The organism is Nonomuraea antri, assembly GCF_013283785.1.
In the GTDB taxonomy this organism is placed as follows: domain Bacteria; phylum Actinomycetota; class Actinomycetes; order Streptosporangiales; family Streptosporangiaceae; genus Nonomuraea; species Nonomuraea antri.
In genome coordinates, this window is sequence record NZ_JABCPZ010000265.1 from 1 (window position 1) to 14409 (window position 14409).

The 14409-nt window shown below is 73.3% G+C and carries 11 protein-coding genes and 1 pseudogene; 5 read left to right on the plus strand and 7 right to left on the minus strand.

What is annotated here, in order from left to right:
• Positions 1-134: 134 nt before the first annotated feature.
• Positions 135-1355: an MFS transporter gene (locus HII36_RS47300; RefSeq protein ID WP_173529935.1), complete on the minus strand. Its 1221-nt coding sequence runs from the start codon at positions 1353-1355 to the stop codon at positions 135-137.
• 156 nt (positions 1356-1511) lie between these two features.
• Between HII36_RS47300 and HII36_RS47305 the strand changes: the two genes are divergently transcribed.
• The 4 genes from HII36_RS47305 (at position 1512) to HII36_RS47320 (ending at position 6187) form a co-directional block, all read left to right on the plus strand.
• A complete protein-coding gene (locus HII36_RS47305) occupies positions 1512-2240 on the plus strand; it encodes a GntR family transcriptional regulator (protein WP_173529936.1) in 729 nt (242 codons plus the stop codon).
• 106 nt (positions 2241-2346) lie between these two features.
• Complete coding sequence (locus HII36_RS47310) at positions 2347-3726, plus strand: MFS transporter (RefSeq protein ID WP_173529937.1); 1380 nt, start codon at positions 2347-2349, stop codon at positions 3724-3726.
• Positions 3727-3965: 239 nt separating this feature from the next.
• Positions 3966-5258: a proprotein convertase P-domain-containing protein gene (locus tag HII36_RS47315; RefSeq protein ID WP_173529938.1), complete on the plus strand. Its 1293-nt coding sequence runs from the start codon at positions 3966-3968 to the stop codon at positions 5256-5258.
• A gap of 53 nt (positions 5259-5311) precedes the next feature.
• Complete coding sequence (locus tag HII36_RS47320) at positions 5312-6187, plus strand: helix-turn-helix domain-containing protein (RefSeq protein WP_173529939.1); 876 nt, start codon at positions 5312-5314, stop codon at positions 6185-6187.
• An 8-nt stretch (positions 6188-6195) separates the two neighbouring features.
• Here HII36_RS47320 and HII36_RS47325 read toward each other — a convergent pair whose 3' ends face one another.
• From HII36_RS47325 to HII36_RS47335, 3 genes are all read right to left on the minus strand, one after another.
• Positions 6196-7779: an outer membrane protein assembly factor BamB family protein gene (locus HII36_RS47325; RefSeq protein WP_173529940.1), complete on the minus strand. Its 1584-nt coding sequence runs from the start codon at positions 7777-7779 to the stop codon at positions 6196-6198.
• An 11-nt stretch (positions 7780-7790) separates the two neighbouring features.
• Positions 7791-9467: a carboxylesterase/lipase family protein gene (locus tag HII36_RS47330; RefSeq protein WP_173529941.1), complete on the minus strand. Its 1677-nt coding sequence runs from the start codon at positions 9465-9467 to the stop codon at positions 7791-7793.
• Positions 9468-9596: 129 nt separating this feature from the next.
• A complete protein-coding gene (locus tag HII36_RS47335) occupies positions 9597-11774 on the minus strand; it encodes a hypothetical protein (protein WP_173529942.1) in 2178 nt (725 codons plus the stop codon).
• A gap of 138 nt (positions 11775-11912) precedes the next feature.
• On the opposite strand from HII36_RS47335, the gene HII36_RS47340 reads away from it, so the two are divergent.
• Entirely contained in the window at positions 11913-12347 is a 435-nt protein-coding gene (locus HII36_RS47340) for a VOC family protein (RefSeq protein WP_173529943.1), read from the plus strand.
• 8 nt (positions 12348-12355) lie between these two features.
• On the opposite strand, the gene HII36_RS47345 is transcribed toward HII36_RS47340, so the two are convergent.
• The 3 genes and pseudogenes from HII36_RS47345 to HII36_RS47355 form a co-directional block, all read right to left on the minus strand.
• A complete protein-coding gene (locus HII36_RS47345) occupies positions 12356-13003 on the minus strand; it encodes a response regulator (protein ID WP_173529944.1) in 648 nt (215 codons plus the stop codon).
• Positions 12991-14226: a sensor histidine kinase gene (locus HII36_RS47350; RefSeq protein ID WP_173529945.1), complete on the minus strand. Its 1236-nt coding sequence runs from the start codon at positions 14224-14226 to the stop codon at positions 12991-12993. The genes HII36_RS47345 and HII36_RS47350 overlap by 13 nt, the downstream gene beginning before the upstream one ends.
• Positions 14214-14409, minus strand: a pseudogene (locus tag HII36_RS47355) (hypothetical protein); the annotation flags it as partial. The pseudogene HII36_RS47355 and the gene HII36_RS47350, both read right to left, overlap by 13 nt.

Below are 14409 nucleotides of genomic sequence, written 5' to 3' on the forward strand. Positions count from 1 at the left end.
GCACCCAAGACGGCCTGTCCAAGAAAGAGATCATCCGCTGCCTCAAGCGCTACGTCGCCCGCGAACTCTACGGACTCATCACATCAAAGGATCAAGAACGCTCCGCTTGACATCCATAGGAGCATCCGACCTGCTCATCCGGCGCCCGGGCGGGGGCGGCCCGCGCGGACGCCCACCAGCAGCAGCCCGCCGACCGCCGCCACGGTTCCCGCGGCGATGACCGGCACCAGCGCCGCGTATCCCAGCCCGCCGGCCACCAGGCCGAACAGCGGCGGGCCGAGCAGCGAGCCGAGGCTGCCCGCCTGGGCCACCACGCCGTTGCCGACGTCGGCGTGATCCAGCCGGTCCAGCACCATCGGCAGCGCGGCGAAGACCAGGGCGCCGAGGAAACCGTTCGCCACCGAGATCACCGCCGCGCCCGCCTCGGCGGACATCGGGGTGGCCGCCGGTCCGTACAGGAGCCAGGCCGCAGGGACGATCAGCAGACCGGCGAGCCCGAGCACGCCCACCGGCACGCGGCGGCGCAGCAGCATCCCGACGGCCAGCCCGCCCAGCACGCTGAGCAGCGAGATCAGCGAGGTCACCGCGCCGGCGGCGGCGACCGAGTGGCCGTACCGCCCGATGAGCAGCGTGGGCAGCAGCACGACCACCGGAATGGTCACCAGCGCGGCCAGGCAGAACGCCGCGCCCAGCAGCACCGGCCCGCGCAGCGCCCCGGCTCCGGGGACGGGCCCGGACGTCTCGCGCCCGGCCACGCGCGGCAGCCGCGCCCACACCACCACCGCCATCACCAGCGTCAGCGCGGCGATCACGCCGATCCAGCCGCGCCAGCCGAGTGCGGAACCGATCACGCCGCCCGCGAGCGTGCTCGCGCCGATGCCCATCGGGACGAACGTGGCCCAGATCGACAGCGCCGTGCCCCGGTCACGCTCGCTCGCCAGCCGCAGGACGAGCGCCGGGCAGGCGATGGTGACCAGCAGGTAGCCGACGCCCTCGACGCCCCTGGCGGCCAGCAGCCAGCCGAAGTCGCCGGTGGCCAGGCTCGCCGCGCCCGCCGCCGCGATCAGCGCCAGCCCGGTGACCAGCGACCGCCGGGTGCCGAAGCGGCGTACCAGGTAACCGCCGGGCAGCCCGGCGACCGCGCCGACGCCGACGACCGCCGAGATCACCCAGCCCAGCTCCGGCAGCGACAGCCCGAGCCGGTCCGCCACCTCGGGCCCGACCGGGGCGAACTTGCCGAGGCTCATCGCCGCGACCACCCCGCCGAGATGGACGACGGCGATCGTCGCCCAGGGGGTGCGCGGCGGGGGTTCACCGGCCTGCCCGGGGGTGGCCGGCGACGGCTGAGCGCCCATGGTCCTCCTTCACCCGCATTTCCCTGATCCGCTCCACAAGGTGATATGCGAACGCGTTCCTGTCAAGGCGTGGCGAGCTTTGAGAAATAACTCATCAGACAAGTATTGACGCTTGTCCGATGACAATTCATGATGAGACGCGGAGGCGCGAATCACGTGACACGAGGAAATCCCACCCGGGCCGTTCAGGTCCGCGATCGGCTGCACGCGCTGATCGCCGGGCGCGGCCTGCGTCCCGGCGACCGGCTGCCGTCGGAGAACGAGCTCGTCGACCTGTTCGACGTGGGCCGCACCAGCGTCAGGGAGGCGTTCAAACTCCTGGAGCAGGAAGGGCTCATCCAGTCACGCCACGGCGACGGCCGCTACCTGACCGCACAGCCCAGCCTCGACCGTCCGCTGACCAGGCTCGAAGGCGTGACGGACATGCTCGCCAGCCGCGGGCTCACCGGCGAGAACACGGTGCTCGGCCTGGCCGCGGCCGAGCCCGACCGGCAGCAGCGCGAGCTGCTGCGCCTGCCCGCGGGCGAGGCGGTCGTCCGGCTGGAGCGCCTGCGCCGGCACGGCGACGACGCGCTGCTCTACTCCATCGACCTGTTCCCGCGCTCGCTCATCGCCCGCCCGCTGGACGAGGTCGACTGGACCGGCTCGCTGTTCGCGCTGTTCGCCGAGCACGGCCACGCCGTCGCCTACGCCGTCACCCAGGTGCGTGCCGTCACCCTCGGCCCCGCGCAGGCCGAGCGCGTCGGCGCGGCGGAGTCCGGCGGCGCGTGGCTGCTGCTGACCCAGACCCACCACGACAGCGCCGGCCGGCCGCTGCTGCATTCGCACGACTACCACCGGGGCGACGACTTCAGCTTCCATCTGGTACGACGCAGAAACGGATAATACCGCGCCCGCCTTTTCATCAGCACCTTTTATTGGACGGTCGTTCTAATCGCGTTGTAATTTCGCGGCACACCCGCATTTCAGTACGACGCTCCTGGAGTAATCCATGCACACGACCGACCGTTCGTCACCCGCGCGACCCAGGAGTGGGCTCGCCGTGGTCGCCATCTGCTTCTTCACGCTCATCTTCGACGGCTACGACCTGATCGTCTACGGCTCGGTGGTGCCCACCCTGCTCAAGTACGAGCCGTGGCACCTCACCCCGCCCCAGGCCGGGGCCATCGGCAGCTATGCGCTGGCCGGGATGCTGATCGGCGCGCTCGTCGCGGGCGGGATCACCGACGTGGTCGGCCGGCGCAAGATCATCATCGTCAGCGTGGCCTGGTTCTCGGTCGCCATGGCGTTGTGCGCGATCGCGCCCACCCCCGAGCTGTTCGGCCTCTTCCGCCTCATCGGCGGCGTCGGCCTCGGCGGCGTCGTGCCCACCGCGATCGCGCTAACCGTCGAATACGCGCCACGGCGGCGGCGCAACCTGTACAACGCGCTGATGTTCTGCGGTTATCCGGTCGGCGGCTGCCTGGCCGCGCTGGCCGCCATGGCGCTGGTGTCCGAGCACGGCTGGCGGCTGATGTTCTGGATCGGCGCCGCGCCCATCGTGCTGATCCTGCCGCTGGCGTTCCGGCTGCTGCCCGAGTCGGCGAGCTACCTGCTGGCGCGTGGCCGCCGCGCCGAGGCGGCCGCCGTGGCCGCCCGCTACGGCCTCGACCTGGACGACGTCCGCGACAAGCCCGCCAGCCCGGCGAGCGCGAACGGGACCGCGACGGCGACTGCGACACCGGCGGGGACCGGGTTCGGGCTGCTGTTCAGGCGCGGCTACCTGGCCGCCACCCTCCTGTTCGGCGCGGCCAGCTTCTGCGGCCTGCTGCTGATCTACGGGCTCAACACCTGGCTGCCGCAGATCATGCGCGCCGCCGGCTACCCGCTCGGGTCGTCGCTGCAGTTCCTGCTCATGCTGAACCTCGGCGCGATCGTCGGCTCGATCGTGATGTCGGTGTTCGCCGACCGGGTGGGCGCCAAGGTCATCACCGTCGTCGCCTTCCTGGCCGCCGCCGTCTGCATCTACGTGCTCACCCTGGACCTCGGCACCGGACTGCTGATGCTCTGCGTGGCCGTCGCCGGGCTGGGCAGCGTCGGCACCCAGATCCTGGTCAACGGCTGCGTGGCCACCTTCTACCCGGCCGCGGGCCGCGGCTCGGCGCTGGGCTGGTCGCTCGGCGTGGGCCGGGCGGGCGCGATCGTCGGCCCGCTGATGGGCGGCTGGCTGCTCGGGTCCGGGCTCGGGTTCGAGTGGAACTTCTACGGATTCGTGCTGCCCGCGCTGCTCGGCGCCCTGGCCATCGCCGTGGTCCCGCGCGTCGCCGCCGCCAGGAAGACCACCACCCAGGTGACGGACGCCCCGGTGGGCGAACTCGTCGGCCACCGCTGAATCCCCCGAGAACCGGTCCCGTCCGGAGAGCCGCGGCACCACTGATGCCGCGGCTCGAATTCGCTGAAAGTTCAACGCCGTAGGCGGAGGCGCGGGCCTGGACCAGCGCCTCTTCACCGTTGAAACCCGATTTATCAGAGTATTGGCTCCCCTGCGGAACCGGCGCACTTGCCGGTCCCCGCCCAGGTGGTGGACCGTACGCGGCGACACCCCCCTCCGCGTCACCCAAGGAGCCATCGATGCGGCACCGCTTACGCACCGTTCTGGGAACCCTCGTCCTGGCCGCCTCCTCGCTGGCGGCCACCACCACCTCCGCCGCCCCCACGCTGGAGCAGGCCGTGGTCTCCGCCATGACCGACCGCAGCCGCGCGGACGGCTCCGCGCTGGCCGCCGCCGGCGCCGGCACCGAGGTCAACGTGCAACGATCGACCCCGTCGGGCGACTGGGTGTTCGGCTCCTCGGTGATCAAGGCGCCGAACGTCGACGGCGCCTACCCCGAGGGCTGGCTGTTCGTGGCCCAGCGCGTCGCGGGCGGCTGGAAAGTGGGCCTCGACGGCAGCGCCGAGTTCGCCGACCTGGCCGGGCGGGCGCCGTCCGCCGTTGTGAGCCAGGGCGAGAAGCGCACCTTCGCGGCCAACGCGGCGGCGGCCGCCGCCAGGGCCGCGGCGCCGGCCGCGCAGGCCGCGCCCACCGGCCTGTCACTGCCGTACCCGGTCGGCGCCTCGTGGAGGATCATCGGCGGGCCGCACGGCTGGTCGGGGCAGCCGCGCCCGTGGAGCTCGATCGACCTGGACAGCCGCGCGGCCAACCGCGAGGTGCTCGCCGCCCAGTCGGGACGGGCCTACTGGGTCTGCTCCAACGGCGGGCACATCCGCATCATCCACGACAACGGGTGGACGACCGAGTACTACCACCTGCTCAACGAGATCCGCCCCAACGGCACCCAGCTCCAGATGGGCGCCTACCTCGGCCTGACCAGCACCCGCGTCCCCTGCGGCGGCTCGGCCGGCAGCAACCACGTGCACTTCGCGCTCAAGAGCGGCTCGTCCTGGGTGGCGCTGCAGGACAAGACGATCGGCGGCTGGACGTACTTCGAAGGCTCCAGCGCGTACGGCGGCGGCGCCCGCCGAGGCGCCACCACCCGCTACACCGGCGACTGGATCCAGAATTACGGCACGGAGACCGGCGGGCGCACCTTCGAGAACACCGCCAACCACGACGTCGCCGACCTCGGCCAGGCCGAGTCCCCGATCACCGTCACCGGCGTGCCGGGCAACGCGCCCACCACGCTCGGCGTGTACGTCGACGTCCACCACGGCTGGCGTGGCGACCTGCGGATCGACCTCATCGGCCCGACCGGCCAGACCTACCGGCTGCGCGACCCCGCACCCGCCGACGACGGCACGATCATCCACGAGAACTACACCAGGGACGCCTCCGGATCACCGGCCGAGGGCACCTGGCGGCTGCGGGTCACCGACGTCGACGCCAACCACTCCGGCTACATCGACGCCTGGAGCCTGACTTTCTGACACACCCGCTGTAAATTCGGGACGATCACTCCTGGAACAGGAGGGGTTTCCCGATGGAACAGCCCTTCGACCGCCTACTGCGCGACGCCATCACCGCCCGCGGCCTGAGCCTGGAACGCCTGCACGCCCGCCTGTCCCAGCGCGGCATCAGCGTCAGCCTGGCCAGCCTCAGCAACTGGCAGCGCGGCAAGTGCCGCCCGGAGCGATCACAGTCGCTCCGGGCGTTGCACGCGCTGGAGGAGATCCTCGCCCTGCCGCGCGACACCCTGATCGCCGGGCTCGGCCCGCCCCGGCCGCGCGGCCGCTGGGTGGCGCACGTGCCGGGCGCGCTGCCGTACCGCGAGCTGTGTCCCGTGCCGGGCAGCCTGCAGCGGCTGCTCGGCGAGATCAAGAACGAGACCGACGGGCAGCTCGCCCTGCTCGGCTACCACGACCACTTCACGCTCGGCCCCGACAGGGACGAGCGCGCGGTGCGCACCCGCGCGATCTTCCAGGCCAGGGCGAGCGGCGTGGACCGGCACGTGGCCATCCACTACAACGAACGCGCGCGCCTGCCCGACGCGCTGAGCACCGCCTTCTGCCGCACCGGCCGGGTCAGGACCGACGAGCGGGCCGGGCTCACCGCCCTGGAGCTGCTGTTCGACCGGCCGTTGGAGGCGGGGGAGACCTACGTCGTCGAGTACGAGTTCGGCTACCGGCGGCGCGGCCCGGAGAGCACCTTCTACAACCGGTGGTTCCGCTTCCCGGCCCACTCCTACCTGCTGACCGTGCAGTTCGCCCGCTCGGCCACCCCGGTGCGATGCTTCCGCACCACGGCCACCCCGCCCGTCGACGCCGATGAACTGCGCCTGAGCGGCTGGGACTCCGTGCACGTCGCGCACACCAACCTGGAACCCGGCGTGCACGGAATCCGCTGGGAATGGGCCTGAAACAGAGGTCACAGGCCGAAGGCGAGGAAGACCGAGCCGTGCGGGCTCGGGTACGGCGTGAAGAAGTACCCGGACTGGATGAAGAGCATGCCGTGCGACACCACCGCGCCGCCGCCGCCCGAGACCGCGCCGCCGCGCCCGGTCAGCCCGTTCACGCCCTGGACGTCCTGGATCGTGTCGTACGTCCACAGCACCTCGCCGGTCCTGGCCGAGTAGGCGCGCATCTTGCCGTCCATGCTGCCCTCCCACACCAGGCCCGGCGTGGTCGAGACGGCCGGCGTGTGCCCGAGCCGGCACGAGCCGGGCGACTGGGCGGCGCCGCCGGTCGTGCAGCCGTCCGGCGGGTTGGGCGTCTGCCACAGCAGGTGCCCGGTGGCCGGGTCGAGCGCGAACAGCGTGCCCGGGTTGGCCATGTACGTCGCCACGTACAGCCGCTCACCGTCGAAGCTGGTGCCCCACTGCACGCCGGACAGCCCGCCGCCGGGCATCGGCGTGGACATCTGACGCTGCCAGACGATGCGGCCGGTACGCGCGTCCAGCACGTGGAAGACGCCGGACTTCTGCCCGATCGCCACCATCGGCCGCCCGCGCACGGTGAACAGGTTGGGCGAGGCGCCGAGGTCGAAGTCCAGCGCGGTGCCCGCGGGCAGGTTGGGGCAGAACTCGCGGTCCTCCGGCGTGGGCAGCGAGCACTCCAGCCGCCAGGTGTCGACGTCGGTCATCTTCCGCGTCCAGCGCGGGCGGCCGGTGTCGATGTTCAGCGCGAGCACCGAGTCGTAGTGCCCGGCGCTGCCGGTGTAGTTCTGGCCGGTGCCCACGTACAGGGTGCGGGTGCGCGGGTCGATGGCGGGCGAGCTCCACACGCCGCCGCCCGACGGGGCGTACCGTTTCACCCCGTTCGGCCAGGTGCCGTCCTCGCGTGACTCGGGCACCGTGTAGAAGCGCCAGACCTGGCGGCCGGTGTCGGCGTCCAGGGCGTTGAGGTGGCCGCGGAAGGTGCAGCAGGCGTGCTCCTTGCCGAGGATGTTCTCGCCGCTGGAGACGCCGACGTACACGCGGTCGCCGAAGACGAGCGGCGAGCTGGTGACGATGGCGGTGATCGTCTCGTCCAGCCTGCGCGACCACACCAGGCGGCCGGTGCGCTGGTCGACGGCGTAGAAGTAGCCGCGCGTGTCACCGAAGTACACCTTGCCGCGGGCCACCGCCGGGCCGTCCTGCACCTGGGTGCGGCCCTGGCCGACGGTCGCCAGGTCGAACTCCCACCTGGGCGCGCCGGTCCTGGCGTCCCTGGCGTACAGCTTGCCTTCCGGCGAGCCGAAGTACACGGTGTCGCCCACCACGGCGGGCTGGCTGCGCGGCGTGCCCGCCGCCTTCGGGTAGGCGAAGGCCCACTTGAGCTTGAGCCCGCCCACGTTGGCGGGGGTGATGTGCCGCTCGTGGGCGTTGTGCCGGGTGCCGCGGGCGTCCTGCTGCCAGCTCGGCCAGTCGCCGCGCGAACCGCCGCGCGGGTCGCCGGCCGCCTGCGCTGGGGACGCGAGCGGCACGGCCAGGCACATCACGGCCAGGACGGCGGCCAGGCGTCGGGAGAGCATGCGGATCTCCTCTAGTCGGCGTACGGGGTGTGCTCGTTCCAGAAGGCGCAGTGGTGCTGCCTGGCGATCTCGCGGGTGGCCACGCTGTCACCGGCCGGGGCGAGTGACAACACGGCCGGGTCCGAGCGGGTGTAGCGGGGCCAGTGCGGGGTGCCGTCGACCACCGGGCTGCCGGTGCGGGCGAACCCGGTCCACTGCGCGGTGAGCTGGGCGCCGAACGCGCGCTGGTTGGCGTTCATCTCCGCCACCGGCGAATACAGGAACGGCAGCTCGCTGATGTGGAAGGCGCCGTTCGGCTTGGTCTGGTCGACGAAGAACAGCGGTGGCGCGTCGGTGTTGTCGACCTGGAAGGCGTAGACGGGGATGCGCCGGGCCAGTCGCTCGTCGTTGAGCAGCGCCGGGCAGACCGAGTTGCTGTCGGCCACGATCGTCCGATACGCGATGAACGGGGCCGGCGCGGGGAACCTGGCCAGCGGGTAGCGGGCGAACACCTGCCCGGCCAGCGGCCCGTACTGCTCGCGTACCAGCCGCTCGTAGTCCTCCCGGGTGTCGGCCGGGGCGAGCTGCACCTCGTCGCGGCCCACGCCGCGCATGAGCGCCACCTTGTTGACCCGGCCCTCGGCGAACGCCTGGGCGGGCGAGGCGGTCAGCACCTCGCCGTCCACGACCGGCGCCTGCGTGCCGGAATCCGCGCCGAGCCCGTCGCCGGCCTGGGCGAGAAGGTCCTTGATCGGCTTGGCGCGCAGGCACGCGGCCGCCGCCCGCGACTCGGCCGGGCAGCCGAGGGCCGTCGCGAAGCGCTCGCCGCGCTCGCGCGCCTCGGCCTGCGTGGGCAGCACGGACTTGCAGTCCTGCGGCTGCCACGAGGTGTTCACGCCGCGCAGCGAGTTGTACTCGCCGCTCTGCGCGATGCCCTTGTGGAACAGTCCCTTCGCGGTGGGGGACGCGGTGTGCGCGCACACGCTCGACCCGCCCGCGCTGGCGCCGAAGATGGTGACGTTGCCCGGGTCGCCGCCGAATCCGGCGATCTCCCTGGCCACCCAGCGCAGCGCCTCCTGCTGGTCGCGCAGCGCGTAGTTACCTGCGTTCCGGCCGAAGCCGGCGTGCGTCAGGAAGCCCATGACGCCCAGCCGGTAGCCGACCCCGACGTGGATCACGCTGCCCGACCTGGCCAGGTGGGAGCCGTCGCCCGGGGTGCCGAACCTGAAGCCGCCGCCGTGGAACTCCACCATGACGGCCAGCCGCGACCCCTCGCGGGCGCTGTCGGGCGCGACGACGTTGAGCTTGAGGCAGTCCTCGTTCTCCGAGGCGTTGCCGAGCAGGTCGGTCTGCGGGCAGGGGCTGCCGCGCTCGGTCGCGCGCAGTGTGTCCGTCCAGGCGGACGCCGGTCGCGGCGGCGCCCAGCGCAGCGGGCCCACGGGGGGTTGCGCGTAGGGGATGCCGAGCCAGGCGCGCACGCCGTTGGCCGCCGTGCCGCACACCTGGCCACGGGACGTCGTGACCGTCGTCCCGTCGGCGCACTCGGGCGCGGCGGCGGCGGAGGCGGCGGAGGCGGCGCTGACGTCGTGGGCGGCGCGCGCGTCGCGGGTGTCGTGGGCGGAGGCGGAGGAGGTGGCTGAGGTTGCGGCGGTGAGGGAGGCGAGCAGGACGAGCCCGCTCAGCGCGGTCAGTGCCTTCAACGGCTGCATGCTGCGACCCCTTCGTCGGTTGACAGCCGGGCTTGAAGCATGGTGTCAAGCGCTGTCAGGCCGATCAACGGGCCCGGCCATACCACTGGGCCATACACGCGCGCGCCGCCGGGACCGGGCGGCCCGGCCTCAGGGGGCGATGTGCGGGACGGCGAGCGCCGTCGTCACGACGAGACGCCACTCGCCGCCGAGCAGCGCGCCGCCGTCGTCGATCCAGGCGATCACCGGCCTGCCCTCGGCGTCGAGCGTCATGGCCAGCCCCTCGCCCGCGCCGCCCCTGACCCGCGCCACCGCCGTGCTCACGCAGCGGCCGCCGGCGCAGCGGGCGAGCATGAGCCGCCTTTGGCCCCGGTCGAAGAACGCCACCAGCGGCGCCCCCGACCCGTCCAGGGCCAGCGCCGGAGTGGGATGGTTCGGGCCGCCGCCGCCCAGCGTGATCACCTGGGCCCGGGCGCAGTCGGGAGTGGCGCAGTCGAGCAGTTCGACCGTCCGGTCCGCCAGGTCGCGGTAGGCGATCACCGGCCGCCCGTCCGGCCGCACCGCCAGGGCCAGCCCGGTCTCCGCGCCCCGGTCGTGCTCCGGACGACGCGGCAGCGGGGGCACGGGCCTGGTCACCCGCGCGGGCAGCCGGCAGCCGGCATCCTGGCAGGAGATGACCTGGATCTGGCCGCTGACGCTGTCGAAACGGGCGGCGACCGGACGGTCCCCGGGGCCGACGGCCACCGCCAGAACCCGCACGCTCCCCAGGTAGGCGGCCGGGTCCAGCCGGGCCACCTCGCGCACGTCCGGGCGCGCGCAACGCGGGTCGGGGCAGCGGACGAACGAGACGACGTCCTCCTCCGGGTCGCCGTCCACCGGCTCGTGGCGGGCGATCGCGACGACCACGCCGCCGTCCCGCCGCGCGGCCAGCGCCGTCCCGATCCACCGCGGGGACGCGCCGGTGCGGGCGATCCTCTCCTCGCCGGCCGGGGCGCAGCCCCACGACTCGCAGACCAGCAGCTCGAGCGAGCCGGAGCGCCAGGTGGTCATGATCAGCCTGCCGTCGGGCAGCCGCGCGGTGGCCACGCTCGCCGCCGCGGTCTCGTAGCCGCCCTCCCGCTCGGCCCAGCGGAAATCCGTCCGCTCGCAGAACGCGTCGGCGCAGGACAGCAGGCTCGCCAGGTCCTCGAAGCCGTCGACGACCATGACCGGCCCCGGGCCCCGGCCCGGGTACAACTCGCGCAGGTCGTACGGGCCCAGCCGGGGTTCGTGCGCGCTCCGGCCGTCGACGGACGTCCAGTGCTCGGTGACGTCCGTCTCCCTGAGCTCCGGCCAGCGGAACGGGTTGACCAGCACGATCCCGCCGAACAGCAGCCCGGGCAGCAGTGCCAGCGTCAGCAGGCGGGCGCCGTCCGGGCGCGGGTCCTCGGCGGAGGGGTTGCCGGGCAGGCCGTGGCGGAGGTCGTCGTCGTCCACGCCGGTCCGCCAGGCCACGCAGGACAGGAACTGCCTGGCCACCACGGCGGCCTGGAAGGGCGTCACGGCCAGCGCGAACATCGGCCACGCCAGCGCCGCGACCGGAGTCGCCGTCAGGTCGGGCAGTGTCGCGAGCCCCCGCTCCAGCGCCCACCCCGCCGCCGCGGGCACCGCGACGACCCCGGCCGCCAGCGCGAACGCGACGCGCGCCGGGTTCACCAGGCTCAGCCGGCAGGCCCGGCCGATCGCCCCGAGCGCCGAGCACCCGTGCAACAGCACGGCCGGTACGGCCAGCAGGCCCGGCATCGCCGCCAGCCCCACGCCCGCCACCAGCAGCGTGGCGAGCCCTCTCGACCCGGTGACCCGCGGCAGCCCGGCCCCGGCCGCCGGCATCGCGACGAAGCCCAGCCCGGCCACCACGAGCAGCGCCACCACGAGCAGCGCCACCACGGCCAGCGCGAGCACGGCCGGCCAGCGGCGGAACGCGGCACGCAGCGCGGCGACCGGCGGCACCGGGCGCCCCGTCAGCTGTCCCGCGGCCATCAGCACGGTGGCGGGGAAGACCAGCGTCTGCGCCACGAGCGCCACCGCGACCGGCACGAACGTCCAGGTCAGCAGCGCGGCATCGGACGCCCACAGCAGTTCGAGCCGCCGGTCGACCAGCGCCGCCTCGTCGCCGAGCGCCACCGGCAGCACCAGCAGCGACACCAGGCCGAGCGGCGCCAGCACCAGCACCCCGGGCACGACCAGGCGCGGCAGGTGCCGTCCCGCGCTCGCGTAGCCGCGCCACAGCACCGGCAGGCGCAGCCGCTCGACAAGGTCGACGTGCTCGACGTGCTCTACGGGGGTCACGAGACACACCGTGGCAAGCCGGTCGCACCGCCGCTTCTCGGATGCGGCAAAAGCTATGGCATCCACCGGAAAACTGCTCAATTCATGAGCACTTTGCCTGCGAGGATCTTCCTACAAGCACCTGAGAGAGGAACCAACATGTGGCGCGGGCTTACCACCACCTCCTTCTACGCCGCCGACCTCGACGCGGCCAAGCGCTGGTACACCGAGTTGTTCGGGATCGAGCCGTACATGGACACTCCGGCGTACCTGGAGTGGCGGATCGGTGACTACCAGCACGAGTTCGGCGTGATCCACAGCTCGTACGCGGGCAGCGAACTGGCCAGGACCCCGGCGCCGGAGACGGTCGGCACCCCGGCGGGCGCGGTGGTGTTCTGGCACGTCGACGACGTGCCCGCGGTGCTGGACCAGCTGCTGACGATGGGCGCCAAGGAGCACGACGCGCCGCGCGACCGCGGAGAGGGCTTCATCACGGCCTCGGTGATCGACCCCTGGGGCAACATCCTCGGCCTGATGCACAACCCGCACTACCTGAACGTCCTGGCCGAAATGAAGGGGCGCGAGACCGGCTGAGGCCGTGGTCAGCGGTGGTGGTCGAGGAAGGTGAGCACGGCCAGGACCCGGCGGTGGCCGCCGTCCGACGGGGGCAGGCCGAGCTTGGCGAAGATGTTGCCGATGTGCTTGTGCACCGCGTTGTCGGTGACCGTCAGCCGCTGCCCGATCTCCGCGTTGCTCAGCCCCCCGGCCATCAGGGACAGCACCTCGCGCTCCCGGTTGGTCAGCGCGTCGAGCGCGTTCCCGCCGCCGCTCGCCATGAGCTGGGCGATCACCTCGGGGTCCATCACGGTGCCGCCGGCGGCCACCCTGCGCAGGTCCTCGACGAACTGGCCGACCCGGCCGACCCGGTCCTTCAGCAGGTAGCCGACCCCGCCCGAGCCGTCGGCGAGCAGTTCGCGGGCGTAGACCCGCTCCACGTACTGCGACAGCACCAGCACCGGCAGGCCAGGACGCGCCTGGCGGACGGCGAGCGCCGCCCTGATCCCTTCGTCGCGGAAGGACGGCGGCAGCCGCACGTCCGCGATCACCAGGTCGGGCCGGTGCGTCTCCACGGCCGACACCAGGCCCGGACCGTCGGTGACGACCTCCGCCACCTCGATGCCCTTGGTGCCGAGCAGCAACTCCAGCCCGGCCGACAGCAACACGTTGTCCTCGGCGATCACGACCCGCACGGCAGCTCCACGGTGATCAGGGTCGGGCCGCCGGGCGGGCTGTCGATGCGCACCACGCCGTCGAGGGCGGCGGCCCGCTTGCGGATGCCCGCGACCCCGGTGCCGCGGCTCTCGTCGATCCCGCCGCGCCCGTCGTCGCTCACCTCGATGACGAGCAGGCCACCCCGGCGCGACAGCCGCACGGCGGCCCTGGTGGCGCCGCTGTGCCTGGCCACGTTGGTGATCGTCTCGGCCACGATGAAGTACGCCGCGGCCTCGACGGCCGCCGGGACGCGACCCAGGTCGTCCTGGACCACCTCGACGGGCACGCCGGCGTGCGCGGTCACCGCGGCCACCGCGCCCTGCAACCCCCGGTCGGCCAGCACCGGCGGATACATGGTGCGGATCACCTCGCGCAGCTCGGTCATCGCCGCCTCGGTGCCCTCGTGCGCCTCCTTGAGCAGCCTGGCCACCAGCTCGGCGTCCTCGGGCAGCGCCTCCCTGGCCACGCCCAGCCGCATCGCGATGGCCACCAGCCTGGCCTGCGCGCCGTCGTGCAGGTCACGCTCGATCCTGCGCAGCTCCGCGCCGTGCGCGTCGAGCACGCCCGCCCGGCTCTCGGTCAGCTCGCCGACCCGCTCGGCGAGCCTCTCCTTCGAGGACGGCTCCAGCGCCGCCAGGCAGCCCCGCGCGTGCGTGCCGGCCAGCCGTGGCACCGTCCACCAGCCCAGCGCGCCGAGCAGCACCGCCTGGCCGCCGCCGAGCCCGATCGCGCTCGCCCACCCGGTCACCGGCATGCCCAGGACCTGCAGCGGGTCATCGGCGGGGAACACCCACCACAGCGGCGTCGTGATCAGCCCGGACGCCGCCCCGCCGACCGTCGCCAGCGCCACCAGCCCGGCGGGCAGCCCGATGAGGATGTGCCGGAACATCCAGAGCAGGTCACGCCGGACCTCGCGGTCGTCGATGAGCCGCCGCCACTGCGCGCCGACGCCCTGCGGCAGGTCCATCTCCCGGGCCGGGACCGGCACGCCGAGCAGCGCGCCCGCGCGCCGCCGATGCCACTCCGTCCACCGCCGCAGCCCGGCCGCCATCCGGGGGAGCAGCACGAACCCCAGGCCGCCCAGCCCGATGGACATCACTCCGACGCCGAGCAGCGGCACGAAGACGAGCGTCGCCAGCGCTGTCGGCAGACAGACCAGGAGGTAGCGGGCATCCCGCCACAGGAGGGTCAAGCGCCCCATCGGAGGATCTTTCTGGCGGGCAGTTCCACGGCGAGCCACACTACCAAGCCCACCACCAGGACGGCGGCCGGCACCAGCCACAGCGGCCCGGCGGGCAGTGGACGGGCCAGGAAGCCGACGCTGAGCAGCACCAGCGGCACGCCCGCGAGCACCAGGCCCGCCCCGGACGCCCCGGCCCCGATC